The sequence below is a fragment of the Paenibacillus sp. FSL R10-2788 genome (assembly GCF_038003885.1).
Lineage (GTDB): Bacteria > Bacillota > Bacilli > Paenibacillales > Paenibacillaceae > Paenibacillus_AQ > Paenibacillus_AQ odorifer.
In genome coordinates, this window is record NZ_JBBOQA010000001.1 from 3,679,335 (window position 1) to 3,703,402 (window position 24,068).

Consider the following 24,068-nt stretch of genomic DNA (forward strand, 5'->3'; position numbering starts at 1 on the left):
ATAGAAACTATGTTGGATTTCAAGCAAAAGCTGGAGAATTACGCATTGCTGGCCGTGAAGATTGGCGTTAATATTCAACCGGGTCAGACACTCGTTGTGAATGCAGATATTGTATCCGCAGAGCTTGTGCGACTTGTGGTTCGTAAAGCCTATGAAGCCGGCGCGAGACTTGTAAAGGTGAATTATAGTGATGAAGTTGTATTACGTACACGATATGATCTTGCTCCATCCGATTCCTTCCTGGAGCCGCCGCAGTGGCAAGCCGATGAATTAGAGGTTCTTGCTAAAAAGGGAGCCGCATTTCTAACCATTATCTCTGCTGACCCGGATCTTTTAAAAGGCGTTGAACCTGGAAGAATTGCCGATAATCAGCGTATCTCTGGGCAGACCCTAGCGCCATATCGTGAGTACTTAATGGGAAATCATGCGAGCTGGAGCGGTCTTGCCTTCCCATCAGCCTCTTGGGCTGCAAAAGTGTTCCCTGACGCTCCATCCAAGCAGCAGGTTGAACTGTTATGGGATGCCATCTTTAAAGCCACACGTGCGGATCAGGACGATCCTATTGAAGCATGGAGCCGCCATTTAGATGGACTCAAAACTCGTTGCTCTTCCTTGAATGAAAGTAAGTTTCGCAAGCTGCACTATACAGCACCTGGTACAGATTTAACTATTGAGTTGCCGGAAGGACACATCTGGTGTCAGGCAGGAGCTGTGAACGGTAAGGGCGTCCCTTTCTTAGCCAATATTCCTACGGAAGAAGTGTTTACTGCCCCTTTGAAGTCTGGTATTAATGGTAAAGTGAGCAGCACTAAGCCACTTAGCTACGGCGGCAATCTAATCAATAACTTCACGCTGACCTTTGAGAACGGTAAAGTGATTGATTTTACTGCTGAAGAAGGCGCTGAAACTTTGGCATCACTAATCGCGCTGGATGAAGGCTCTTCCTATCTTGGCGAAGTTGCTTTGGTACCTTTCCACTCTCCGATTTCTGAGAGCGGTATTCTTTATTACACTACGTTGTATGATGAGAATGCCTCCTGTCATTTGGCTTTAGGTGCAGCTTATGCCTTCACAATTCAAGAAGGAATTACGATGACTAAGGAACAGCTGTTGGAAAAAGGAATGAATCAAAGCCATACCCATGTTGACTTTATGATGGGCTCTCCTGAAATGAATATTGACGGAATTAACGATGATGGAACAACAGTACCTATCTTCCGTAATGGGGATTGGGCTTAAGGCTTAAACAACACCCGTTAGATCCTAGATAGAACCAACTTCAAACAACCCGCTTAGCTCTCTAATTAGAGAGTAAGCGGGTTGTTTTTGTTTTAACAACAACATTTCAGGTGGTAAAATGCCCAAATTTGAATAAATGTTCAATATTTGTTCACACTATCGTTGATTTCCGTTCACAAATATGTCACAATACAATTAAGGATTGAATTTCCAAGGAGGGGATTATCATGTTGAGAGACCCAGTATCCAAAGAAGTTGACAGCATCGAAGAAGAACAGCTAGAAATTCAACCACCGGTAGATTCAAGAATTGTTGCATCTAATGCTATTAAATACACTGCCTATGTTATGCTGCTTTTTGGATTCTTGTATTTCCTGATTGCTTACTTGGCGCCTATGTTGGAACCTTAATGTGATGGATATAACTTTATTGGAAAACGCTTACGGTTAATCACTCTCTATGGAGTAGTGATTAACCGTTTTTATTAATTCCATGAGAATGCTTTGTTTGTCCAAGCTATTGCTGTAGGCGACCATACCCCGTTCATCTTCGATTGTATCCAAGCTATGGCCTCTTCTCTATCCCCTTCAAAAGCGGATAAACCGTTATCTGACATCCAGTGACTGACCGTCTCGAACGAGGTACTACTCCAACCATTTACTTCACCTTCATCATTCAGGCGTTGCTTGATGCCTGAGATCACCATATCTAAAGATCCTTGCAGCTCAGTAACCGCGTTATCGAAGGCTGTTTTCTTTTCTTTTGCCTTCATATCAGCCTCTGCCCGAAGTTTACGTGTATCAATACCTTCATGTTCACGAACAATCTGCAGCAAGGTCACAGCTTCTTTACTAGCCAACCCATCCTTATACCGCTCTTCAATAGATTTGGTACTGCCTGCTGCTGCTACAAATGCCGGGAACCACTCCCTTGAGACCAAAATAGCCTTTTTCTTAATAAACTTTCCGTATCCTGCAAGGCCCTCACCTGGAAACTGCGCACGCCATGACCACGGATCTAAATCTGTTCCAGTATGCCAATTCTCGGGCTTAGTTAAGCCGTTTAAAGACGGGTGCCCGGGGATGAGCGCAGCAAGCGGTAAAATCCCCAATTTCGCAATAACCTCTGCTGTTTCACCATAAGTGGTGACACTACCTTGTTCATATTCCTGACCCATTTGTTCATCATCTCCTAGATCTAATTTAATCAGATTTCATATTTCCAATTCCGGTTATAAAAGTGCTAATCAAGCGGGTTAGACTCTCGTTAGTATCGAGCGCCATACCGAATCCACCCTTTTGCTCCAATGAGGCGAATCCATGCAGGATACTCCGTAATCCCCTTACGGCATGAAGTTCTCCTTCTTCGCCTAATAGATAACTCTTCATCACCTGAATTATAAACTGCAAAATATGCTCACCAGCCGCTTCAAGCTCCGTGTTCTCCTGCTCAGGCGCTCGTAGTGTAGTCTCATACAGACCTGGTCTACTCCTAGCAAAATCCACATATGCCCGGCCCATTGCGTGTACAGCAGCATCTCCATTTAATCCTTCAGCTGCGTTCGACATGCTTGTAAATAATAACTCTAATCCGTAAATGGCGAGCCCAGTCCGCAAATCCTGCAGTCCATTTATATGGTTGTATAATGACGGGGAACGAACACCTAGTTTACCTGCTAATGCAGCCAAGGTAACGGCCTCTATACCTTCATCATCGGCAATTTCTGCTGCTCTAATCACTAGTGTGTGACGATCTAATCCTGCTCTAGGTGACATTTAATTACTCCTATCCTGAATCATTTCTGCCTTACGTATGGCTTTCTCCATCTCCTGCTTTGGCGCTTTCAGTAAGTTGCCGTGACCAACAGCAAGTAAAGCTGGAGATAACTCTAGAAGCTTAATCGCACTATTCAGAGCTTGAGCTTTATTCCATGTAGCCATTGCTGGAAAAGGAAACAGGGGGATGATGGTTCCAGCCACCGCAGTTCCCCGGAAGGTCTGAAGAGCATCCCCAACGATTACAGCACCGCTGCGTGAATCAAGGAAAGACATAGAGCCGGGGGTATGTCCTGGAGTGTGAATCGCTGTTAATGATCCAATGGTATCCCCTTCGTGGAGAAGGACCTCTGGCTTGGTAGCTATCTTCTTCGGCACGCCTCCCTTAATAGGGGTCTGAGGTTCTCCTTCCCGAAGTGAACGATCTCCACGTAGTAATGCCGAATCTCGCTCAGAGATGTACACCTGAGCCTCTGGACGTTGCTTTTTTAGTCCATCCAGTGCCCCAATATGATCATCATGCGCATGCGTTAAGATTATGCGTGTAAGCTTCTTATTTAGCTTCGCTTCAGTATCCATAATTCCTTTTAGACTAAATGGCATAGCGGCATCTATTAAAGTCAATCCATCCTTTTCCTCAATAATGTAACAATTCACTGGAAAAAAATTTGGCATCCAAGTCAACTGCAATAAATGACCTTCACGTGTTACTCTCATCCTTACCCCTCCGATAAACTAATGATATTAGCTTAAATATAAACTAATGATATTAGTTTTGCAAGAGATTGTTATCTTTAATATTTAACTCTCAATGTTCTTGTCAGCATTTTTGTTGGATTTATTAATTATGTACCACATCGCCCAAGTGATCCCTATGAAAAAAACAACCGCCCCCACGAGAGTACTCGATATATTTTTTCTAATATCCACTTCTCCCGCTTCTCTAAAATCAAGCAAAAATGTTAGCGTGGCCCAAATAATCGTGCTGATAACACCCGATATTAAATGAATCTTCTTAAACCGTCTGAGTTCTCCTTCCTTACTCGGCAGCAGGTATATCCCATCTTTGACACAACAAACGGTAACATACAAGCAACCTAACAGCATAATCCCAAAAGTATCTACCCAATATTTGATGTCCCATTCCAGGATAAATACTTTTACCAAAAGGCTGATCATAAATCCCACTAACACAATCAATAATCCGTGCGTACTAAACTTCTGAATTTCTGTGATAATTCGTTCGTCTTTAATCTTTGGCCCTTTCACAACTAATCCTCCCAAAAAATATCGTTTAATGACGTATCTAACGCCTTGCAGATGGCTATGCACAGCTTAATCGTCGGGTTATAGTTACCAGCTTCAATCAGGCCGATCGTCTGCCGTGTAACCCCTACAACTTCCGCTAACTGTTCTTGGGAAAGATTCTTTTGGATCCTTGCCAGCTTTAACTTGATGTTTTTGTTCTCTCCCACTCCATAACCTCCCTTTAATGTTTGTGATGCATTCCATTTTCCACCATTGTAATCTATATCGGTCATTATGTACATTATATATTACATTTGTTTATTGGGATCAACATTTCACTTTAGGATCGACGTGTCATTTTAGGATCCAGACTTCATTTTCCATTCCCTCTCCATCAGGAAATACTTTCTCCCCACCGTTGGATCAAATGGTGAAGAGTGATTGTAACTGAGTCCATAGCCAGTCAGCTGCGATGCCTAACTCGCCGCCTTGGCTAGTATGTAAGCACACTTTTGCCAATAGTTCGGACTCAGATGACCTTATAATGCAAATTCGAGTGTTTTCTACGGGTTATCGGACTCAATTGCAGCTATTTACTCAAAACCACACCAATTCTGCGCCTTTACAAGGTAATAAGAGCTATGGGGTCCGATACTTCTACAAAATGACTCAAAAAGCTCAAATAGCTGCAATACAGTCCCCAACATGAGGTTCTTTAGTTAGTTTAGGTTAGTTTGGGGTTAGTTCGCTTATTCGCCGTTGCATCGGACTGAGGAGTCCTTATTTCGTATATTTGCAGCTAATTGACGTGCTATCGGACCCAGTTGCAGCTATTTACTCAAAACCACACCAATTCTGCACAGTTACTTGGTAATAAGAGCTATGCGGTCCGATAGTTCGGCAAAATGACTCAAAAAGCTCAAATAGCTGCAATACAGTCCGATGCGGAGATCAGTAGGAAGCCCATAGAAGGTCACTAGGAGATCTCTAGAAGGTCACTAGGAGATCTCTAGAAGGTCACTAGTAAGCCCCGCAAGAGGTCACTAGGATATCACTAGGAAGCCACTAGGAGGTCAATAGGATATTACTAAGAAGTAAGTAGAAGGTTGAGCCACATCAGCAGAGGAACCGGCAGCGACAAGTGATCAGCAGCCATCAGCCATCACCCTACTATCGCTAGTCAAAGTAACAAAAAAAAGCATCCCTAAGGATACTTTTGATCTTTCGATGCTTTTGATATTTCGATCTTTTTGATATTTCGACGCTTTTTCGATGTTTATGATCTTTCCGCTTTTAATATACGAATGCCTTCGACTTTCCTTATTCCACTACGCCATTCTCTGGAAAGAAGTTTACGATCTTCAGCAGCTCCGAAGCGTCTGTGCGTGGACGGCTGTCAGGTACAGTCTCCGGATATCCGGCATGGATCATGGCTACAATTTTTTCACCGGGCTTCACACCAATTTTAGTGCGGAATTCAGGGTTGTTGATGTATGGATCAGTCTTCCAAATCGTTCCTACACCTTGTTCCCAAGCTGCGAGCTGGAAGTTCTGTACAAGTGCGGACGCTGCTGCAAAATCCTCGTCCCACTCTCTTTGCCGAGGATCTTCAGGCATCACTACGATTACTGTTAATGGAATATTCGAGATATATTCTTTACGTTTAGCAGCCACTTCTGGATCAGCTATAGCACGTTTTACAAAAGCAAATGCAGATTCAGCTAGGAATTTCGAACCTTCCCCTTGAAAAGCAATAAATCTCCACGGCTCACGCACACCATGATTCGGTGCCCATACCGCTACATTTAATAATTCCTCTAAAAGGCTTTGTGGAAGTGGATCTTTTTTAAAAAGCTTAATCGAGCGTCGTTCTTTTATAATTTCGGCCACACTATTCTGTTGAGTCTGTTGAGATTGCGTCATAAGATCCACTCCCTAATATAGTAATAATGATAATCATTATCACAAATGATACAGCATCTTTCTGCCTTTTGCAAATAATAGGCAACCATTCGAATCACAACTCTTGAATTCACAAAAAAACACCGTTCCCGAAAGAACGATGTTCACAGCTTCAGCCGAATCGGCCCATGATATATTCTTGCGTCATTTGATTCTCTGGATTGGTAAAGACTTTATCCGTCTTATCATATTCGACAAGGGAGCCTAGATAAAAGTATGCGGTATAATCAGAGATCCGAGCTGCCTGCTGCATATTATGTGTCACAATAACGATGCGAAGCTCTTCTTTCAACTCCTTGATTAGCTCCTCTACTTTACCTGTGGAGACCGGGTCTAGAGCTGATGCTGGTTCGTCCAAGAGCAGAATTTGCGGGTTAACCGACAACGCTCTAGCAATACAAAGGCGCTGCTGTTGTCCACCGGAAAGTGCAAGTGCTGAATCTTTTAAACGATCCTTTACCTCATCCCACAATGCTGCTTTGCGAAGACTGCTCTCAACAATCTCATCAAGAGCCTTTTTGCCTTTAATGCCGTGATACTTAGGTCCAAAAGCGATGTTATCGTAAATCGATTTATAGAACGGATTTGGCTTTTGCCATACCATCCCGATCTTCTGACGCAGCTTAATCACATCCGTACCCGGAGCATTAATATCCACTCCATCAATCCAGATGCTTCCTTTTGTTTTTGAGCCAGAAATTTCGTCATTCATCCGGTTCAAAGAACGAAGAAAGGTTGATTTACCGCAGCCGGATGGGCCGATCAGTGCAGTAACCGTATTTTCAGCAAATGGAAGGCTTATCCCCTTTACTGCCTCATATGTTCCGTAAAAAATACTCAGGTCTTCGGTTTGAAAAGATTCACGCACTGCTGTTGCCGACGTTCCCATCGATTACTCCTCCTACATCTCTACTTTAATTTGTATGATTAGTTCATTCTTTTTGAAGCTGTAAGCTTACGATAAATAAATCTTCCGAAATAACGTGCTGCCAGATTGAAGATTAACACCATAATTACAAGCACCGCCGAAGCTCCCGCAGCAATCTGTGCAGCATCTGGAGCTAGACCTTCACTGTTGACCTTCCAAATGTGGACAGCCAGCGTTTCCGCTGGACGGAAGGGATTCAGTGGCGAATTCGCACTAAGTGGATTCCAGTTGGTGAAATCCAATCTAGGGCTACTCATTCCTGCTGTGAACATCAACGCAGCTGCTTCCCCAAAGACACGGCCAGCGGACAAGATAGTACCTGTAATAATTGTAGGTAATGCTACCGGAAACAACACCGAGGTAACAATTTTCCACTTGGATAATCCTAGTGCAAAACCGGCCTCTTTTTGTTGTTTTGGAACACTACGAAAAGCTTGCTCCGTAATCCGCACCATCAGTGGTAGATTAAAGACCGTCAATGCCAATGCACCGGAGATTAAGGAGAAGCCTAGATTGAAATAGTTAACAATCAGCAATAGACCAAACAAGCCGACTACGATGGAAGGGAAAGATGACAATACTTCAACAATCAAGCGAATAAAGCCGGTAATCTTACCGGGACGAGCATATTCCGCCATATAAATACCGGCACCCAGTCCAAGCGGAACTGTAATAATAAGTGTCAGTACTAACAGGAATAAGGAGTTAAATAGCTGTGGTCCGATCCCTCCACCTGCACGAATCTTTTGCGGTGCGGAGAAAAGAAAATCCCAACTGATATGGCTTAAGCCTCTAAAGAGGATATATCCCAAAAGTCCAAGTAGAATGGCAACGATGAGCATCGCGAAAAATACAATAAGACTGGTGGCAATTTTATTTACGGTTCTCGGCTTCAAATTTTATTTCTCCTTTCAAGCATTCTCACAAAGAAGACAAATACGAAAGTCATCAGCATGAGAACCAGTGCCATACTCCACAGTGCATTATTGTGAGGTGAGCCCATGGTCGTGTTCCCCATACCGAGTGTGATCACACTGGTCAAGGTAGAAGCTGACTCAAAGAGTGATTTTGGTACGAATGGCGCGTTCCCGATAACCATTTGTACAGCGAGTGCTTCACCGAAAGCACGAGCCATTCCCAATACAATCCCTGTCATTATGGCAGGAAAGGTTGTTGGAATAATCACCCGCGAAATCGTCTGCCACCGGGTGGCACCAAGCGCATAGGAAGATTCTTTTAAGTTTTGCGGCAATGAAGCCAGCGCGTCTGCAGCCACGCTTGTAATCGTCGGAAGAATCATTACCGAGAGCACAAGCGCGCCTGCAGCTACCCCGATGCCTTGGCCCGGCAGGTTGTTGCGTAGAAACGGTACAATTACACTTAATCCGATGAAACCATATACTACCGAAGGAATCCCTGCCAAAAGCTCAATAACAGGTTGAAGTAATTTTTTGCCCCACCCTGGAACAATCTCAGTCATAAATAACGCAGCGCATAAGCTAAGTGGACTAGCAATCAATGCGGCAAGCAAAGTAACCAGAAAGGAACCCGAGATAAATGGAAAAGCTCCGAAGGAAGGCGTATCCGCTTCTGGCGACCACTTTGTACCGAATAGAAATTCAGAAACTGTAGCATTACCACTTGTGAAGGTTGAAATTCCTTTAGACGCTACAAAATATACCATCGATACAATGATTGTTATCAACAGTAATACACAGAAGGACATATAAGTACGTCCAACAAAATCTTCAATATGATGTTTTTCGAATCGTGAGTTCTTTAGTTTCACCCTCAATTGCTCCCTCTTTCTAAAGTGAAAAGAGAGGCAGATGTATCCGCCTCTAATCACTTGAGATTCTAATCAATAACATTGCCTAGAATTTAATTACTTAGCGGTAACAGTTCCTGCAACGTCGCGAACAACTTGCATTTTAACAGCTGGGATGTATCCAAGTTCAACAACTTCACCAGTTTGCACTTCGTCAGTTAAGAAAAAGTCGAGGAATGCTTTTACTGTCGCGTTAGGTTCACCATTTGTGTACATATGCTCGTAAGCCCACACTGGGTATTTACCAGAAACAACATTATCAACAGATGCTTCCACACCGTCAAGACTAAGTGTTTTAATGGAATCATCCAGGTAAGAAAGAGCAAGGTATCCGATTGCCCCTGGAGTTTCACCGATCATTTTCTTAACCGTACCGGAGGAATCTTCTTGAATCGAACCTGGGATATCTTCTGTTTTGGTTCCAAGTGCAAAGCTTTCAAAGGTTGCACGAGTACCGGAGCTGCCTGGACGGTTGATGATTTGGATTTTTTGATCCGCTCCGCCTACTTCAGACCAGTTAGTGATTTTACCAGTGAAAATGTCCACCAGTTGTTGTTTAGTCAAGCTATCCACACCAGCATCAGGATGAGATACTGCTGCGATCGCTACTACTGCTACTTGATGATCTACGAGTGCTGCTGCTTTTTCTGCATCTGCATCTTTTAATTTTTCTTCTGCGAATACGTCAGAGTTTCCGATATCTACTTGTTTCTCAGCAACTTGAGTAAGACCAGTACCACTGCCACCGCCTTGAACTTGAATGTCCACGCCAGTGTTTTTATCCATGAAATTCTCTGCTACCAGCTCAACCAAGGGTTGTAATGCTGTTGAACCTGAAGCCAGAATCGAACCACTTATTTCAGCGCCGCCGCTTCCTTCGTTAGTTGCTGCAGCGTTTCCTCCTGTGTTGTTTGCCCCGCCGTTACCGCAAGCCGATAGTGCCAGTACGCTTGTTAAAGCCAAAGTCATGATCCATGATTTTTTGAATTGCATTGTTTTGTCTCCTCCTAAATGGTTTGTTAGCATGGCTCCCTGATCAGTTCATACCAAACTGGCTTCGAAAGCTTTAACATGGTGTTGTGGAGCTTGGCCCCCATATGCATGGTTACTGTAAAAGCTCATCAAACGCATATGTTATATGTTGTCCGGGACTTCTTGGCCCCTCTGACTCTTCTTATTCTAGAGCTCGTTCGTTAGAGAAACTTCTTATCTTTGTAAAGTGAACGAAAAAAATACCAATATAAAGTGTATATCTGTATAGATATAATCTATAATGGAGATATAATTTGTAATCCAACTTAGCATTATGTGGAGGAAAGTCATGAATATTATGAAATTGAACATCGTAGTTCTGATTGAAAAATATAAAAAGGTAACCGATGTAGCCGCAGAATTAGGCCTTAAACAGCCTACTGTTTCTTTTCATATGAAGAATCTGGAGGCTGAGCTCGGAACTCCTCTATTTCTTTACCGCAGCGGAAGAGTGCTGCTTACGGATGCTGGGCGAGCCCTTTATCAATACGCCCTCAAAATCGTTTCCCTCACAGCAGAAGCTGAGCGTACAGTCAAACAATTTTCTTCTCCCTCAAAAGGAACATTAGAGCTGGAAGCCAGTTTTATTCCTGCAACTTATATTTTACCTAATGTGTTAATCCAATTCATGAAACTCTATCCGGGGATTAACAACTCCTTGACTGTTCAAAGCGATGCTTTGTTACGTGAACGTCTCCGTAGTCGGGATATTCAGATGGCCATTTTACATACTTCGGATTGGCAGGACGAATCTTTTGATTTTCAGCTTATTGTCCGTGATGAACCTGTCCTAATTTTTGCACCTGGTCATCCATTTGAAGACCTAAAGAAATTAACACCTGAACTAATTGCCAATGAGCCGTGGATTCAGCATGAGCAAGGATCTTGTTTACGGGGGTATGCCGATCAATGGGCACAATTCAATCAAATCCGTTTATGGAACCGATCCGAGTTGAATTCTCCAGAAGTGATTAAGCAGCTAGTTAGCGGGAGTGACTGTGTTGGCATATGTTCTAAAGCGGCTGTTAAAGCTGAGATTGAGCTAGGCAAGCTTAGCTATGCCAACCTACCAGGGATTTTGCCTGAAAGCGGCGGGTTTGTGCTCGGCTGGCGTAAAGATCATATTTTAACACCGTTGCAGCAATCCTTTGTTGACCTTGTTGAGTCTCTTACCCCTTAAACAAAGGGTAGCTCCTAAAGCCACGAATGGTTTAAGGAGCTACCCTTTGTTTATTCTATAAAAGGAAACATTAATTTCTCATTTTCACTTAAATACATATTCTCCTTCGTGATGACCACGGAGCCTGTGTCTATTATCTGTTCCACTTCCTCACCCTCAACAGCTTCAATCGCCGTCTTCACAGCTAAGTACCCCATATTAAAGGGCTTCTGCATGACCGTGCCAAGCAAAATCCCTTTTTCGAGGAGCTTCACCTCATTGCTAGAATTGTCGAACCCAAACAATTTCACTTTGTCCTGAAATCCCATATCCATAATCGCCTCCCCAGCACCTAGTGTAGAAGGTTCATTAAGACCGATTATTCCCTTTAAATTTGGCTCGTCCTTTAGCAAATCAATAGTTAACTGATACGCTTTTCGCACGGAACCATCACTGTATAATGTAGGCTGCACATCATGAACTCCATTTTCTAAAAGGGCGTCACGAGCTCCTCTTTCCCTCTCTATTGCTGTCGCAGAGCCTTGTACAAAGTTAACGATGGCGACTTTATCCTCTGGATCGATATATTTTCTTAACTCCTGCCCTGCCTTACGTCCTGCTTCATAATTATCCGTAGCAATAAAACTCTCTGATACACCACCGCTCAAGCCCGAATCTACAGTAATAAGCGTAATGCCAGCTGATTTGATCTTTTCCGCGATTGGAATGAGACGATAATAATCCGTAGCAGATAAAATAATGGCGTCAGGCTTCTCCTTAATTGCTTGCTCCAACAGTTCTATTTGTTGATCTACATCAAGCTCTGTATCCGTTCCAACCGTGCGAACCTCTGCACCGAACTCCTTAGCCGCTGTTGCCACACCTTGTTTCATCACTTCCCAGAATTCAATACTGCTGTCGATAGTCTTGGGCACATAAATAATGGTCCTAACCTTTGCGTCAAGCTCATTTGCAAACATACGATAGGCTAATGAACCCAAAGTAACAATGAAGAGCAGCAACAGAGTATACAGGCCAATTTTTGACCGTAATGCGCTCATTGACTCTCCTCCTCATAAATTACAGGTATTCGTAAAGTGGCCGTCGTTCCTTCCTCCATCTCGCTTGTAAAAGACAAACCGTATTTCACACCGAAATACAGCTGGACACGATGGTTCACATTTGCGACACCTACACCGCTGCCAGTCTTGAAATCTGATTTTTGCAGCAGTACCTTACCCATCTGCTCTTCATCCATCCCAATACCGTCATCAATGATCTGTACGATAATATCGTTCTGTTCTTGTCTTGCCCGGATCAGAATGTGCCCTTGCTCAGGATTATGTTTTATGCCGTGATAGATCGCATTTTCAACCAAAGGCTGAAGTACCATTTTTAAAATGCTGCAGGTTAGGATATCTTCTTGTACCTCTATGGAATAAGTGAATTTATTACGATAACGCATGTTCTGAATCGTTAAATAGTGCCGAATATGCTCTAATTCTTTGGCCAGCGGAATCAATTCCTCACCCTCACCAATTGTTGAACGGAGCAGCTTGGATAGAGATGAAGTCATCTCCACCACTTCCTCCATCTTTCCTGTCTCTGCCATCCAAATAATCGAATCAAGTGTATTGTACAAAAAGTGAGGTTTAATCTGCGCTTGCAGCGCCTTCAGTTCACTGACACGCTTCATCTCTTGCTCCAAGACGATCTGACCCATTAACTCTTTAATCTTCATGATCATAAGATTAAACGTACGAGCAAGCTTGCCGATTTCATTCGTGCTCTCAATCTCTACGCGTATGTCGAACTCTCCACGTTCCGCTTTTTTCATATTCAGCTCCAAATTCTTCAGCGGTTTGGTCAGTGCGTACGAGAGAAATATCGATATAGCCATAGCAAAAATCAAACTAATTGCTCCCCATAAGGCGGCGGTTCCTTGCATACGTTGCTTGTTCGCGACCAAATCATCTGGATAAGTGACTCCAACTATTTTCCAGCCAAAGCTGGTAGTGTCCACAGTGTACAGTTTCTGGTCATTCCCCGTGTTAACCGTAACAGATCCATTTTTGATCCCAAGGACCGTCTCCAATTGTTCGAACTTGAGCTGGGAGTAAATCAACTGCTGTTGTGGATGATAGACAAGGCTACCTGCGGGATCGACGATAAAAACATAACCGCGTTTTCCCAGTTCGATTTGTTTACATAGATTATTAATTACACTGTAATTGAGATCTACGAGCAGTACACCTTGTTGATCCGCTTCCGTCATAGCATTCGCATTCGAGAGCTTTCGGCTTATCGACACTACCCACCGGTATTCATCTTGAAAGATGTGCTGCACATGTGAGGAAGAAACTGCAACGTCTAGTTGATTCATAGCTTTTTGATACCAATCTTGAGCTATTAGTTCAGGAAGCGGTTTCAAAACAGCATGCTGTCGATCCGAAACGGTCATGCCATCTGAGCCTGCATATAATATAGAGGAAATATCCGAGCGGGACTGAACGACTGACCGGAGATAATGACTGGCAAGCAGTTTATCCTTAAGCGCCTCTTCTTCATCTAATTTCGAGCCTTTTATATATTTCTCTAGATCACTGCTAGTTAACACCAGAGCAGCTATGCTCTCCATATTGCCAATGTAATTCTCGATATTCAGTTTTACTTGCTCTATTAATTGTGAAGTGTAGGCTACAGAATTGCCCTTGACTGCAGCTGAGGACAGGCGATAGGAAGTATAAGTCAGGACAATAGTTGTGCAGAGGATAAGAAGTGAAAAGGAGACAGCAATATTAGTATGAATGCTTCGGCTGCGGAAAAAGCGCTGTGCTCTCATAGAGAGAGATTCTCCTTCTGCCGGTGTCGATATTCCTTCGGTGTGCTTCCTACATTACGTTTGAAAATAACACTAAAATACTGTGGATCAGCATAACCAACTCTGGCAGCGATATCATATGTCTTCAACTGTGTGACCGTAAGGAGTTCTTTTGCTTTTTCCAAACGGAGTCGAGTCAGATATTCTATAAATGTTTCTCCGGTATGCTGTTTAAAAGTTGCACTGAAATAACTGATGCTCATAAAAATATGGCTACACAGCTCATTGAGTGAAAAGCTGTCATTACAATAATTCTCGCGAATATAAGCTTCTGCAGCTTGCATCTGAGAAGTCCGAACCGTTGTTCTCTGTTCCGATAGTTTAAGTATCAGCTCATGGCAAGTCCTCTCCAGATAATTTCTAGCTTCATCTAAAGTCTTAAGCGCAGCAACCTCTGCAAACATATTATGCGAAACAACTACTGTATTTGGGAAGCCGATGTCGACCACATAATTCATCAAAGAAACCAGCAGCTGATAGATGCTGCTACGGCAGCCTTCTATAGAGGAGGTATTACTTTTAAGCTCCTGAAACCACTTCAACAGAATTTCCGATACAGCAGAAGCTTTACCTGTCTTTAAAGCGGATATGAATTGCTTTTCCCATGAGGTGAAATGCGCCTGATCCAATCCCTTGCCAAACTCAAGATCCTGTATGGAGATAACTTTATCTATGCCTAAAAGGTAACGATATTCTATGGAGGAGATCGCTTCTTGGAAGGATAGTGGAATTTGTTGTACAGTATTATATTTTCTACCGATGCCTATGGTTGATGACAGCTTCAAATATTTATTTAAGCTACTCTGGGCTTGCTCTGCGAGAAGCTGCGTTGCTACTTCTAACGCCTCTGAATTGCCGGATAATATCGCAGCGATTTTTCCATCTCTCGTCTGGAATACCACTCCGTCTTGCTCTTTCTCCAGCTGCTCTTGAACAATGTTAAAGGCGCCGAAACGCAGTAGCTTTGCATCGAAAGTTATGTTCTGGCTTCGTTTCTCCAGTTCTATATCTATAACGAGCGCAAGGTACACTTGACCCTGCAACTGAATATGAAAATAACTCAATTTATTCTCGATTTCTTCGCTTTTCATTCGAGTAGTTACCAGCTGCTCCAAGAATCGTTCCCGCAGCAATGGAAGACTCTGATTAAGTTGCATACGAAGCTTAACTAAATTCGCTTTCTGTAAATGCTCTTCATCTAAATCCTGCTTCATCTTACTTAGAAATTCAGCAAACTCACGTGCATTAATCGGTTTTAATAAGTACTCAGTCACCTTTAGCGTTATCGCCTGCTTCGCATATTCGAAGTCTTCATATCCAGTGACGATAATGACCTTCATATCCCGGTACCTATCCATCACAGCTCTGGCCAATCCCAGTCCATCCATAAAAGGCATACAAATATCAGTAATAATTACGTCAGGCCGATGCTGCTCGATCGCTTCCAGCGCATCTCGGCCATTATCGAAATCACCAACCAGCTCAAACCCATATTTACTCCATGTGATCTTCTGTTTGATCCCTTCGCGAACCTCATCTTCATCATCAACCAGAATTATCTTATACATCCAACACCTCCACAACTTTAAACTTATCAGCATAAGCATAATAGAGGCCGCCTGCGTGAGGCAACCTCTATTATTAAACTCTATTCGTATAGTAGAGGTTTGATCTCATCGGAATCCATATTGTTTTTATCATACCAGTGGAACCCCGTGTCGATGTTCTTTTCAACCGCTTCCCCTTTAATCGCTTGCACAGCTGCCTTCACAGCTTGATAGCCAATACCAATGGGGTCTTGTGTAACAGCGCCAGCCACAACACCACTGCGGATAGCATCCATCAACTGCTTGCCAGAGTCAAAGCCGACGACTACGATCTTACCATTCATTTGCAATTCATTTACTGCATTAGCCACACCTACAGCAGAACCTTCGTTAGAGCCATAGATTCCTTTCAGATCCGGATTTGCCTGCATCATCGCTTTCGCAAGGTCTGTGGACTTTAACTGATCTCCACCCCCATATTGCGGCTCTAACACTTGAATATCCGGATATTTTGCTTTCATTTGTTCCAAGAAGCCATCGCGACGCTGTTGCCCTGTGCTGCTCGTTTGGTCATGTATGACAAGGCCCACTTTACCTTTCTTGCCAATCAGTTCAGCCATTTTATCTGCGGCCAAAGCAGCTGCTGCTTTATTGTTAGTCGCTGCTGTTGCTACAGGGATATCACTGTCTACACCAGAGTCGAAGCCGATGACCGGAATCTTATTTTCCTTTGCCTTTTCTAGATAAGGAATCGCAGACTTGCTGTCTAGTGCGGCTAGCGCAATTGCTGCTGGCTTCTTGTCGAGAGCTGTTTGCAGCATCTCAATTTGTTTATCCACCTGACTCTCATTTTCTGGACCTTCGAAGGTAATCTCAACATCAAACTCCTTAGCAGCTTTCTCCGCTCCTTGCTTTACCGCTTGCCAGAATTGATGCTGGAACCCTTTTGATATGACTGGAATGTATGGTTTGTCTGAACCGGATGCACTCTTGTTACTATCATTGTTGTTACATGCACTCAGCAAAGTAGTGACTAACAATAGACTGGCAAGCATGATAAACCCTCTACGACGTAGTTTCATTTGAATCTTCCCCCTCGTCATTTGCTTTGTATATCACTCCGGATGGAGATCATACCAAGTTTATTGCTTACGGCGGCGTAGAATATCAGCGTAAACCGCAATGATGATTACAACACCGACAATAACCGTCCGCCATTCCTGAGCCACGGACATAATCTGCAAGCCATTCGTCAGCACACTCATAATCAGTGCGCCAATAATCGTGCCTAGAATAGAACCTACACCTCCACTTAAGGAAGTTCCGCCAATGACCACTGCCGCAATAGCCTCTAGTTCATAGCCAGTGCCTAGTGATGGCTGAGCTGAATTCAGACGTGAGGCCATCAGGATACCTGCGATTCCGCTAAAGATTCCTGTAATGGAATAGATAATAATCTTCCATTTGACTGTGTTCACACCTGATAAGCGAGTGGCTTCTTCATTACTGCCAAGCGCGAAGTTGTAACGCCCAATAATCGTCTTAGACAAGATTATGCTTGCGATCATACCGAGTAATAAGAAGATAACGATGGTATTGGGTATACCAGGGATCATTTTACCCATAGCGATCTTGGCGAAGATCGGATCATCGTTGAAATAAATGGGTTTGGCTCCTGTAATGACAAGCGACAAGCCTTTGGTGACCATCATAATCGCCAGAGTGGCGATGAAGGGTGGAATGTTCATCTTCGCCACCATCAAACCGCTGATAAAGCCGCACAGTGCTCCAGCCAGAATCCCACCTACAATACCTAACGGGACGGGCAGACCCCAGAAGGTAATAATGACTCCAACCATAACAGATGAGAATGTCATTACAGTACCCAGAGCGAGGTCGATGCCACCCGTAATAATAACAAAGGTAGCTCCAAGCGCTAATACTCCGATTACAGCTGTAGAAACTAGAATTCCGACAAGATTTGAGAATTGAAAAAAGTTACTGGAGGATAAAGAGAATACGATGACCAATATGATCAGACTGGCAAATGCCAATAATTTTTGTTTGAATCCGGATTGCCCTCCCGTTTGCTTCATACCCGCTGGCTGACTAATCTCTTTATCCGCGATCTTCATAGTCCTGACACCTCCGGTTAACTCTTGAACAGTTATGAACGTTTCGTCGCATATTTCATAATCGCCTCCTGCGATGCTTCTTCTGCGGGGAGTTCTCCTGTTATACGCCCTTCACACATAATGATAATCCGATGGCTCATTCTTAGAATCTCAGGAAGATCTGAAGAAATGATAATGATCGCCTTCCCTTCGCTCGCAAGCTGATCCAGCAGCTTATAAATTTCACTTTTCGCGCCTACATCAATACCTCTTGTGGGCTCATCGAAGATGAGTACATCACAGTCTCTCGTCAACCACTTGCCGATGACCACTTTCTGTTGATTACCTCCGGACAGAAACTTAACCTTTTGACCTACACTTGGAGTTTTGGTGGCTAGCGCTTCAACATGCTGCTCCGCTGAGCTTCGCATCTCCCGCTCCTTCATCCAGCCAAATGAATTACGGAATTTATAAAAGGAGGCAATCGCATTATTCATGCTGATATCCATATCCACAAGCAGTCCGAAACGTTTACGGTCTTCGGACAAATACCCAATACCATGCTGTACCGCTTGATGTGGCTGACGTATACGAACCGATTTTCCATGGAGCATAATTTCACCCTCATCGATGGGATCGGCACCAAATACGGCACGAACAACCTCGGTACGTCCAGCTCCCATTAAACCAGCGAAGCCCAAAATCTCACCTTTATACAGATGAAAGCTAATATCCTTGAACGCATGCCCTCTAGAAAGATTCCGAACTTCTAAGACAACTTGCTGAGTCTGTTTCGCAATCGTTGGTTTCGACGTTTGATATAATTCACGTCCAACCATCATGCCGATGATCTGATCAATCGTTATTGAATCGGTACGAACGGTATCTACATAACAACCATCGCGCATAACTGTAATGCGGTCTGTAATTCGCTTCAATTCATCCATGCGGTGAGAGATATAAATAATTCCCACACCTTTATCTCGTAGCTGCTCAATCATTCGAAATAACTCGTTAATTTCTGTATCTGTTAACGCGGCGGTTGGTTCATCCATGATCAATACCTCGGCTTGGAAAGACAAGGCTTTAGCGATTTCAACCATTTGCTGATTAGCAACGGTCAGGTCTGATACCAAAACTCTGGGATCCAGCTTCAGATTCATTTGATCAAACAAAACCTGAACTTTTCGGTTTATCTCTAAATCATCAACGAACCATTTCAGAGCTTTTCGCGGCTCTCGTCCAATGTAAATGTTCTGGGCGACCGTAAGATGAGGCATTAAATTCAATTCCTGATGGATGATACTAATTCCAAGCTCCTGTGCTTCACGGGTATTAACAATTTGCACTTCATTTCCCTTGTACCACATTTGACCAGCATCCTTGGAATAGACACCTGTCGCAATCTTCATAAGGGTAGACTTGCCAGCGCCATTTTCTCCTACTAACGCATGAACTTCTCCACGCTTCAGCTCAAATTGACATTCATTCAAAGCATGAACACCTGGGAAAAACTTGTTGATTCCCTCCATACGAAGCAACACTTCGTTCATTTTGATATCCACCTCAAATTCTTTGAGAATGCATTAACCCTTAAAGTAATCGCTTTCAATCCGGAATGTAAAATCATTGTATTCCCTATAAGTTGCCATTGTAATGGAATAATCTCCTTAAAAAAGTTTAAAATTTTATGTTTTACACACAAAAAAACTGAACCGAGAGCACCTCAGTTCAGCACAAATGTTATATCCTAAAAAATCACATGTCAGCGATCCCTCTTACAGGCTTGCGCCATTTCCAGCCACCAATGTGAAGGTCTTAGGAATTCCCTTATCATACACGTCGGAAGATAGATTAGGTTCTTCTACTAATTGGCGGATCACTAGTCCGCTATTAGCTGCTGCGGTTACAATTTCTCCGAGTGTCCAGCGGCGCCAATACACAACACTATGCTCTTGTACACCTGCTGGTGTACCTGTGGAAGGCAAATACTTGGAATAGGATACCTTCTTCTCTTCCAATGATGAGTCAAAATAATCTCCGTTTACTTTGTGTTTGCGTACCTTCGCAGTAGATCCCTTTGAGGAAATAAGCTTGGTCGTTACCGGATGAAAATCGCGGAGTACAAATACGCCTCCAGGAGAAAGCAATCGGCGAGCTGTTTCCATGAATAGTGTAAGGTTAGTAAAGTAATGAACAATTCCTAACTCCGCGAAGACGATGTCATATGAACCGTCAAGGACGTCTTCTGGCAGCTTAAGAATATCTGAGACGATATAGGTTAGTGGTACCCCTGCTTCTTGGGCAAGATCAGCCGCATATCGCGCATTGGCTTCCGAGAAGTCAGCAACCGTTACTTCCGCACCTAGTAATGAGAGTGCCACGGCCTTCATTCCGTTTGAGCCCATTAAATTCATCATTTTCTTCCCCTTCACCTCTCCAAAAAAAGAAAGGAGCGGGTAAAGCTTTGCACTTGGTTCCTTTATTAATTTTGCAGCTGCTTCTGACGGTGTACCAAACCGAGTTACCCAAGCGGTATAAGTATCTTCGTTCCATAGCTCTTCGCTTGTTGGCATAGCGTTTTTTTCTGCCTGATTATTTGAATATTGATTCTGCTCTTCCATCCATTGCTACCCCTTTATGTGTAAAATATCTGTTATGAAGCATTCTGAATGGCATCAGCCATCCCGATAGTTTTCCTTCTTCCCGCGTACAAATATACTGCGAGTCCAATCATAACGAGCAGCCCACCTGCCCATTGTAAGGTTGTTAGCTGTTCACCCAAGAGTAAATACGCTAAGATACTGGCACCCACTGGTTCTCCTAAAATGTTCATTGAAACCGTAGTCGCAGATACATATTGTAGTAACCAATTAAACAAAATATGGCCAAACACCGTTGGCACCACTGCTAACAATACAAAGATTCCCCATTCCTTGGCCGGATAATTAAAAAAGGAAATCCCCATGAACAGATTGTATACGGCGAACACGCCAGCGGCTGACAAGAAGACAATCAAGCTATATAAATAAGAGGGCATGCGCACCACTAGCTTTTGACCGATCAGCATATGTATAGCTACCGCCACAGTGCCTCCGACCGATAATAGATCACCTTTAAGATTATCTGCAGAGATTCCAATATCACCCCAGCCGATAAACACGACACCGCCAATTGCAATGCCAAGCCCTAGAATAGCAGACAGAGCTGTCTTTTCCTTATACAAAAAATAAACACCCAGCATAATAAATACAGGCTCCAGCGCCATGATCATTGTTGAACTAGCTACCGAAGTATACTTTAATGATCCCATCCATAGCAAAAAATGCAGCGCAAGCATTGCGCCTGAAAGGATGAGCATTAGCCAGTCTTTTTTACGAAGAGCAAAAGCAGCTCCACTATAGGGTCTTGCAAAAGGCAGCATCAGCAGTGAGGTAAATAATAATCTGTACATGCCTTGTATAGATGCAGGTGCATCAGACCATTTAATAAAAATGGCGGAAAAAGAGATGGCCACAATCCCTATCAACATTAATAGTGGAATCGGAAGTGGCGGTTTTTTAAGTTTCACATGTTACGCGTCCTTTCAATATCTTAAGTCACTTATGTTAATTTAACGCAGACCGTGAAAAAATGCATCTTTTTTCATAAGATTTCACTAAAAAAAGCACAAGCAATGTCATTTCTGACGAAAGCTCATGCTTCTTAAAAGGCTACGGCTTCAGAACAACCTTGATGCAATCTTCTTTTTTCTCACTAAAAACGTCATAGCCATGCTCCGCTTTACTAATTGGCAGGCGATGCGTAATGATATCTGTAGGATCAAATTTATTTTCTTTAATCATCTTATACAGCAACGGCATATAGTGAATCACCGGCGCTTGTCCCATCTTTAATGTGATGTTTCGTTCAAATAGCTGACCCAGCGGGAACATATTGTAATTAAGTCCATAGACCCCTACAAGCTGGATGGTTCCGAATTTACGTACGATATCCGCGGCCATTCTGAATGCACTGAGCGAGCCCCCTTGCAGCTTCAGAACCGTTTCCACTTTCTCCAAGGCAGATATTTTGGCATCTAGACCCACACAGTCAATAACCACATCTGCGCCCCCATGAGTGATCTCCTTCAAATGAGCCCCAATGTCCTTGATCTCTTCGAAATTATAAACTTCAACATTATTGGTCAGCTTCGCATGTTGCAATCGGTAGCCGATATGGTCAACAGCAATGACTCTAGAGGCTCCTTTGATCCAGGCAAACTTTTGAGTTAGCAGTCCAACGGGTCCGCAGCCGAGAACAATGACCGTATCTCCCGGCTTCACTCCCCCGCTTTCTACTCCCCACCAAGCAGTAGGAACAATATCCGATAAGAAAAGAAGCCGCTCATCTTCCATTTCTGCGTCCTCCGGAACTACAAAAGGGCCAAAATTACCATAAGGTACCCGCAGCAATTCAGCTTGTCCGCCAGCAAAACCGCCATAAGTATCGGAATAACCAAGATAACCGCCTGTGTCCTTGGCGTCATTAGCATTGTCGCATTGGCTCTCCATCTCATGCTGGCAGAAAAAACACTGCCCACAGGCGACATTAAAGGGGACGATGACTCGGTCACCTTTTTTGACTCTAGTTACGTCAGGTCCCACTTCCTCAACAATCCCCATCGGCTCATGACCAATAACATAATCATCATGCATACCTGGAATTTCTCCGTTATAAATGTGCAGATCCGAGCCACAAATCGCCGTAGTGGTAATCCGAACAAGAATGTCATCTTTTTTCTCAAGCTTCGGATCAGCTACTTCTTTAACTTCCACTTTTTTCTTCCCTTGGTAGGTTAGTGCTTTCATGCTGTTAATCCGCTCCTTTGGAGATGGTCTAGAGATATAACGTTCATACCTTTCTATGTTATATCCCTAAGCCCTAACCTCTTATCCATGAAGAAGCGGAGAATACATCATCAGTGCGTAATTATCAGTTACAGCTTCATCTCCAATTAGATCTCCAGATCGGGTATATACTTTTCGACTGATCTTATTACTGCGTATATATCCGCCCCAAGGCTCTAGACTAATCCTATGATCACTTTCGTATACTTCATAATCATAAAGCGCCTGCTCATTGCATCTCCATTCCCCGTGTAAATGGCTATCGTCCAGCCAGAGCTTTAGTTGATACGTTTGAGCGGTGTTATTTTTCAATTGAAGATCCAAATAGTTATAAGAACAGGTCGCCCCGCTTCCAAAAGGTTGTGTACGTTGTTCATCTGGAAATACATCATAGCTGTGACGATGCCGTTCCATAACGGTAAGTGGTGTGTGCAGTGCCATCCAATAGATCAGATTAGACAACTGGCATAAGCCTCCTCCAACCCCGGAATGAAAACCACCATAATGCAGCACCATACCCTCCAGATACCCTTTTCGTTTAGTGGGCTTACCAATACTTCTCCAGTAGGAAAAAGTCTCCCCCGGCTGCACAACAAGTCCATCCAGCTTCGCAATTGCCAGCCGTAAGTTAGTAATTTTATTGTATTGAAGCACCATATCTACATTCCGAAGACTTCTTAATAACGGGGTAGCATGAGTCATAGCTGCATAAGATAATGTTTCATCCGTACGCTGCTTCGCTATTTTGCTTCGTCCAGTGTACCATTTCAAATATCTTTTCCAAATAAAATATCGTTTGCCAGCAAACAATCTAAGGCGAGAACGCTGAATAGGCTTCATGGCAGCCTGGGGTGTATTCATCTAGAACTGAACCTCGCTTTCAGCTCGTAACTGGGCGAATCTACCTCCAATTATCGCATTATGATGCTTAACGATCTCCCTACTACTCAGAACCCCATTATCAAAGGTGCTATGAGCATCTGAAACCAGTACACTTTTATATCCCATGCTGTATGCGCGTCTTATTGTCGTATCCAGACAGAATTCACTTTGCATCCCACAGATCACCAGATTCGTGATCCCGAGCTTTTGGAGTTCATCTTGCAATTCCGTTCGGTGAAAAGCATCCCAAGTAGGCTTCTCAACGATAACTTCGCCTTCCTGCGGTGTGATGCGGTGACTGATCTGCCAAGTGGGTGTACCTTTTGTGTACTCCTCATCTTCGGTATGTTGAATATACACAATAGGAGTACCTGCTAATCGAGCTTTTTGCTGAAGGGAGACAATCCTGTCCATCACACCCTCTTCATCGTACAGCTTTAGTTCATAGGAGAACATGGCTTCTTGAACATCGATAATTAATAATGCTGTTGATTGTTCCAAATGAATAACCTCCAAGAGCTTTTTTCAAAATCATACCAGAAACTGGGACAGACTATCTACCTACTAGAAGTTACAAATGTTAA

24 protein-coding genes are annotated in these 24,068 nt (G+C 43.4%); 3 read left to right on the forward strand and 21 right to left on the reverse strand.

What is annotated here, in order from left to right; translation table 11 throughout:
• Nucleotides 1-9 precede the first annotated feature (9 nt).
• Both NSQ50_RS16230 and NSQ50_RS16235 read left to right on the forward strand, forming a co-directional pair.
• Nucleotides 10-1,239 (forward strand): aminopeptidase, encoded by a 1,230-nt coding sequence (locus NSQ50_RS16230; RefSeq protein WP_076223775.1) that lies wholly within the window; start codon nucleotides 10-12, stop codon nucleotides 1,237-1,239.
• Between the two features lie 227 nt (nucleotides 1,240-1,466).
• Nucleotides 1,467-1,649 (forward strand): hypothetical protein, encoded by a 183-nt coding sequence (locus NSQ50_RS16235; protein WP_036676895.1) that lies wholly within the window; start codon nucleotides 1,467-1,469, stop codon nucleotides 1,647-1,649.
• A 74-nt stretch (nucleotides 1,650-1,723) separates the two neighbouring features.
• Here the strand turns inward: NSQ50_RS16235 and NSQ50_RS16240 are convergent, their stop codons facing one another.
• From NSQ50_RS16240 to NSQ50_RS16285, 10 genes are all read right to left on the reverse strand, one after another.
• Nucleotides 1,724-2,416 carry an AlkZ-related protein gene (locus tag NSQ50_RS16240; protein ID WP_036676892.1) on the reverse strand — a complete coding sequence of 231 codons (693 nt, stop codon included), beginning with the start codon at nucleotides 2,414-2,416 and terminating at the stop codon, nucleotides 1,724-1,726.
• Nucleotides 2,417-2,441: 25 nt separating this feature from the next.
• Entirely contained in the window at nucleotides 2,442-3,014 is a 573-nt protein-coding gene (locus tag NSQ50_RS16245) for a TetR/AcrR family transcriptional regulator (protein WP_038571406.1), read from the reverse strand.
• Nucleotides 3,015-3,731, reverse strand: a complete 717-nt coding sequence (locus NSQ50_RS16250; protein WP_076223777.1) for an MBL fold metallo-hydrolase — start codon at nucleotides 3,729-3,731, stop codon at nucleotides 3,015-3,017.
• An 84-nt stretch (nucleotides 3,732-3,815) separates the two neighbouring features.
• On the reverse strand, nucleotides 3,816-4,283 hold the full coding sequence (locus tag NSQ50_RS16255; RefSeq protein WP_076099096.1) for a DUF6773 family protein: 468 nt from the start codon (nucleotides 4,281-4,283) through the stop codon (nucleotides 3,816-3,818).
• Nucleotides 4,284-4,285: 2 nt separating this feature from the next.
• The gene (locus NSQ50_RS16260; protein WP_036676881.1) at nucleotides 4,286-4,489 is read right to left on the reverse strand and encodes a helix-turn-helix transcriptional regulator; all 204 of its coding nucleotides are present in this window, start codon (nucleotides 4,487-4,489) and stop codon (nucleotides 4,286-4,288) included.
• A 1,093-nt stretch (nucleotides 4,490-5,582) separates the two neighbouring features.
• The gene (locus tag NSQ50_RS16265) at nucleotides 5,583-6,185 is read right to left on the reverse strand and encodes a nitroreductase family protein (RefSeq protein ID WP_076223779.1); all 603 of its coding nucleotides are present in this window, start codon (nucleotides 6,183-6,185) and stop codon (nucleotides 5,583-5,585) included.
• Nucleotides 6,186-6,336: 151 nt separating this feature from the next.
• On the reverse strand, nucleotides 6,337-7,113 hold the full coding sequence (gene pstB, locus NSQ50_RS16270) for a phosphate ABC transporter ATP-binding protein PstB (protein WP_036687516.1): 777 nt from the start codon (nucleotides 7,111-7,113) through the stop codon (nucleotides 6,337-6,339).
• A gap of 38 nt (nucleotides 7,114-7,151) precedes the next feature.
• The gene (gene pstA, locus NSQ50_RS16275) at nucleotides 7,152-8,048 is read right to left on the reverse strand and encodes a phosphate ABC transporter permease PstA (RefSeq protein ID WP_036687518.1); all 897 of its coding nucleotides are present in this window, start codon (nucleotides 8,046-8,048) and stop codon (nucleotides 7,152-7,154) included.
• The gene (gene pstC, locus NSQ50_RS16280) at nucleotides 8,045-8,947 is read right to left on the reverse strand and encodes a phosphate ABC transporter permease subunit PstC (protein ID WP_036687519.1); all 903 of its coding nucleotides are present in this window, start codon (nucleotides 8,945-8,947) and stop codon (nucleotides 8,045-8,047) included. The genes pstA and pstC overlap by 4 nt, the downstream gene beginning before the upstream one ends.
• A 90-nt stretch (nucleotides 8,948-9,037) precedes the next feature.
• Nucleotides 9,038-9,973: a phosphate ABC transporter substrate-binding protein PstS family protein gene (locus NSQ50_RS16285; RefSeq protein WP_076126671.1), complete on the reverse strand. Its 936-nt coding sequence runs from the start codon at nucleotides 9,971-9,973 to the stop codon at nucleotides 9,038-9,040.
• A 328-nt stretch (nucleotides 9,974-10,301) separates the two neighbouring features.
• Here NSQ50_RS16285 and NSQ50_RS16290 point away from each other — a divergent pair, with 328 nt between their 5' ends.
• Nucleotides 10,302-11,192, forward strand: coding sequence for a LysR family transcriptional regulator (locus NSQ50_RS16290; RefSeq protein ID WP_076223783.1), 891 nt, complete (start codon nucleotides 10,302-10,304; stop codon nucleotides 11,190-11,192).
• Between the two features lie 50 nt (nucleotides 11,193-11,242).
• Here the strand turns inward: NSQ50_RS16290 and NSQ50_RS16295 are convergent, their stop codons facing one another.
• From NSQ50_RS16295 to NSQ50_RS16345, 11 genes are all read right to left on the reverse strand, one after another.
• Nucleotides 11,243-12,232 carry a substrate-binding domain-containing protein gene (locus NSQ50_RS16295; protein ID WP_036687526.1) on the reverse strand — a complete coding sequence of 330 codons (990 nt, stop codon included), beginning with the start codon at nucleotides 12,230-12,232 and terminating at the stop codon, nucleotides 11,243-11,245.
• A complete protein-coding gene (locus NSQ50_RS16300) occupies nucleotides 12,229-14,013 on the reverse strand; it encodes a cache domain-containing sensor histidine kinase (protein WP_076223785.1) in 1,785 nt (594 codons plus the stop codon). The genes NSQ50_RS16295 and NSQ50_RS16300 overlap by 4 nt, the downstream gene beginning before the upstream one ends.
• Entirely contained in the window at nucleotides 14,010-15,620 is a 1,611-nt protein-coding gene (locus NSQ50_RS16305) for a response regulator (RefSeq protein ID WP_076223787.1), read from the reverse strand. The genes NSQ50_RS16300 and NSQ50_RS16305 overlap by 4 nt, the downstream gene beginning before the upstream one ends.
• 80 nt (nucleotides 15,621-15,700) lie before the next feature.
• A complete protein-coding gene (locus NSQ50_RS16310) occupies nucleotides 15,701-16,681 on the reverse strand; it encodes an ABC transporter substrate-binding protein (RefSeq protein ID WP_076223790.1) in 981 nt (326 codons plus the stop codon).
• Between the two features lie 60 nt (nucleotides 16,682-16,741).
• Nucleotides 16,742-17,734: an ABC transporter permease gene (locus NSQ50_RS16315; protein WP_051491519.1), complete on the reverse strand. Its 993-nt coding sequence runs from the start codon at nucleotides 17,732-17,734 to the stop codon at nucleotides 16,742-16,744.
• A 32-nt stretch (nucleotides 17,735-17,766) separates the two neighbouring features.
• Nucleotides 17,767-19,266, reverse strand: a complete 1,500-nt coding sequence (locus NSQ50_RS16320) for a sugar ABC transporter ATP-binding protein (protein WP_076223792.1) — start codon at nucleotides 19,264-19,266, stop codon at nucleotides 17,767-17,769.
• A 225-nt stretch (nucleotides 19,267-19,491) separates the two neighbouring features.
• Nucleotides 19,492-20,337, reverse strand: a complete 846-nt coding sequence (locus tag NSQ50_RS16325) for a class I SAM-dependent methyltransferase (protein WP_081386907.1) — start codon at nucleotides 20,335-20,337, stop codon at nucleotides 19,492-19,494.
• A 32-nt stretch (nucleotides 20,338-20,369) separates the two neighbouring features.
• A complete protein-coding gene (locus NSQ50_RS16330; RefSeq protein WP_179087752.1) occupies nucleotides 20,370-21,284 on the reverse strand; it encodes a DMT family transporter in 915 nt (304 codons plus the stop codon).
• 142 nt (nucleotides 21,285-21,426) lie between these two features.
• Entirely contained in the window at nucleotides 21,427-22,563 is a 1,137-nt protein-coding gene (locus NSQ50_RS16335) for a zinc-dependent alcohol dehydrogenase (RefSeq protein ID WP_076223794.1), read from the reverse strand.
• Nucleotides 22,564-22,644: 81 nt separating this feature from the next.
• Nucleotides 22,645-23,463, reverse strand: coding sequence for a VanW family protein (locus NSQ50_RS16340; protein ID WP_036687539.1), 819 nt, complete (start codon nucleotides 23,461-23,463; stop codon nucleotides 22,645-22,647).
• Nucleotides 23,464-23,985, reverse strand: a complete 522-nt coding sequence (locus tag NSQ50_RS16345; RefSeq protein ID WP_036687540.1) for a cysteine hydrolase family protein — start codon at nucleotides 23,983-23,985, stop codon at nucleotides 23,464-23,466.
• Nucleotides 23,986-24,068: the final 83 nt, after the last annotated feature.

Excerpts from the sequence above, each read along its gene's own strand:
- pstB (WP_036687516.1), bottom strand. The coding sequence starts at position 7,113 with ATGGGAACGTCGGCAACAGCAGTGCGTGAATCTTTTCAAACCGAAGAC.
- NSQ50_RS16305 (WP_076223787.1), bottom strand. The coding sequence starts at position 15,620 with ATGTATAAGATAATTCTGGTTGATGATGAAGATGAGGTTCGCGAAGGG.
- NSQ50_RS16335 (WP_076223794.1), bottom strand. The coding sequence starts at position 22,563 with ATGAAAGCACTAACCTACCAAGGGAAGAAAAAAGTGGAAGTTAAAGAA.
- NSQ50_RS16320 (WP_076223792.1), bottom strand. The coding sequence starts at position 19,266 with ATGAACGAAGTGTTGCTTCGTATGGAGGGAATCAACAAGTTTTTCCCA.
- NSQ50_RS16240 (WP_036676892.1), bottom strand. The coding sequence starts at position 2,416 with ATGGGTCAGGAATATGAACAAGGTAGTGTCACCACTTATGGTGAAACA.
- NSQ50_RS16290 (WP_076223783.1), top strand. The coding sequence starts at position 10,302 with ATGAATATTATGAAATTGAACATCGTAGTTCTGATTGAAAAATATAAA.
- NSQ50_RS16245 (WP_038571406.1), bottom strand. The coding sequence starts at position 3,014 with ATGTCACCTAGAGCAGGATTAGATCGTCACACACTAGTGATTAGAGCA.
- NSQ50_RS16285 (WP_076126671.1), bottom strand. The coding sequence starts at position 9,973 with ATGCAATTCAAAAAATCATGGATCATGACTTTGGCTTTAACAAGCGTA.
- NSQ50_RS16250 (WP_076223777.1), bottom strand. The coding sequence starts at position 3,731 with ATGAGAGTAACACGTGAAGGTCATTTATTGCAGTTGACTTGGATGCCA.
- NSQ50_RS16300 (WP_076223785.1), bottom strand. The coding sequence starts at position 14,013 with ATGAGAGCACAGCGCTTTTTCCGCAGCCGAAGCATTCATACTAATATT.
- NSQ50_RS16325 (WP_081386907.1), bottom strand. The coding sequence starts at position 20,337 with ATGGAAGAGCAGAATCAATATTCAAATAATCAGGCAGAAAAAAACGCT.
- NSQ50_RS16235 (WP_036676895.1), top strand. The coding sequence starts at position 1,467 with ATGTTGAGAGACCCAGTATCCAAAGAAGTTGACAGCATCGAAGAAGAA.
- NSQ50_RS16310 (WP_076223790.1), bottom strand. The coding sequence starts at position 16,681 with ATGAAACTACGTCGTAGAGGGTTTATCATGCTTGCCAGTCTATTGTTA.
- NSQ50_RS16265 (WP_076223779.1), bottom strand. The coding sequence starts at position 6,185 with ATGACGCAATCTCAACAGACTCAACAGAATAGTGTGGCCGAAATTATA.
- NSQ50_RS16295 (WP_036687526.1), bottom strand. The coding sequence starts at position 12,232 with ATGAGCGCATTACGGTCAAAAATTGGCCTGTATACTCTGTTGCTGCTC.
- NSQ50_RS16340 (WP_036687539.1), bottom strand. The coding sequence starts at position 23,463 with ATGAATACACCCCAGGCTGCCATGAAGCCTATTCAGCGTTCTCGCCTT.
- NSQ50_RS16315 (WP_051491519.1), bottom strand. The coding sequence starts at position 17,734 with ATGAAGATCGCGGATAAAGAGATTAGTCAGCCAGCGGGTATGAAGCAA.
- NSQ50_RS16230 (WP_076223775.1), top strand. The coding sequence starts at position 10 with ATGTTGGATTTCAAGCAAAAGCTGGAGAATTACGCATTGCTGGCCGTG.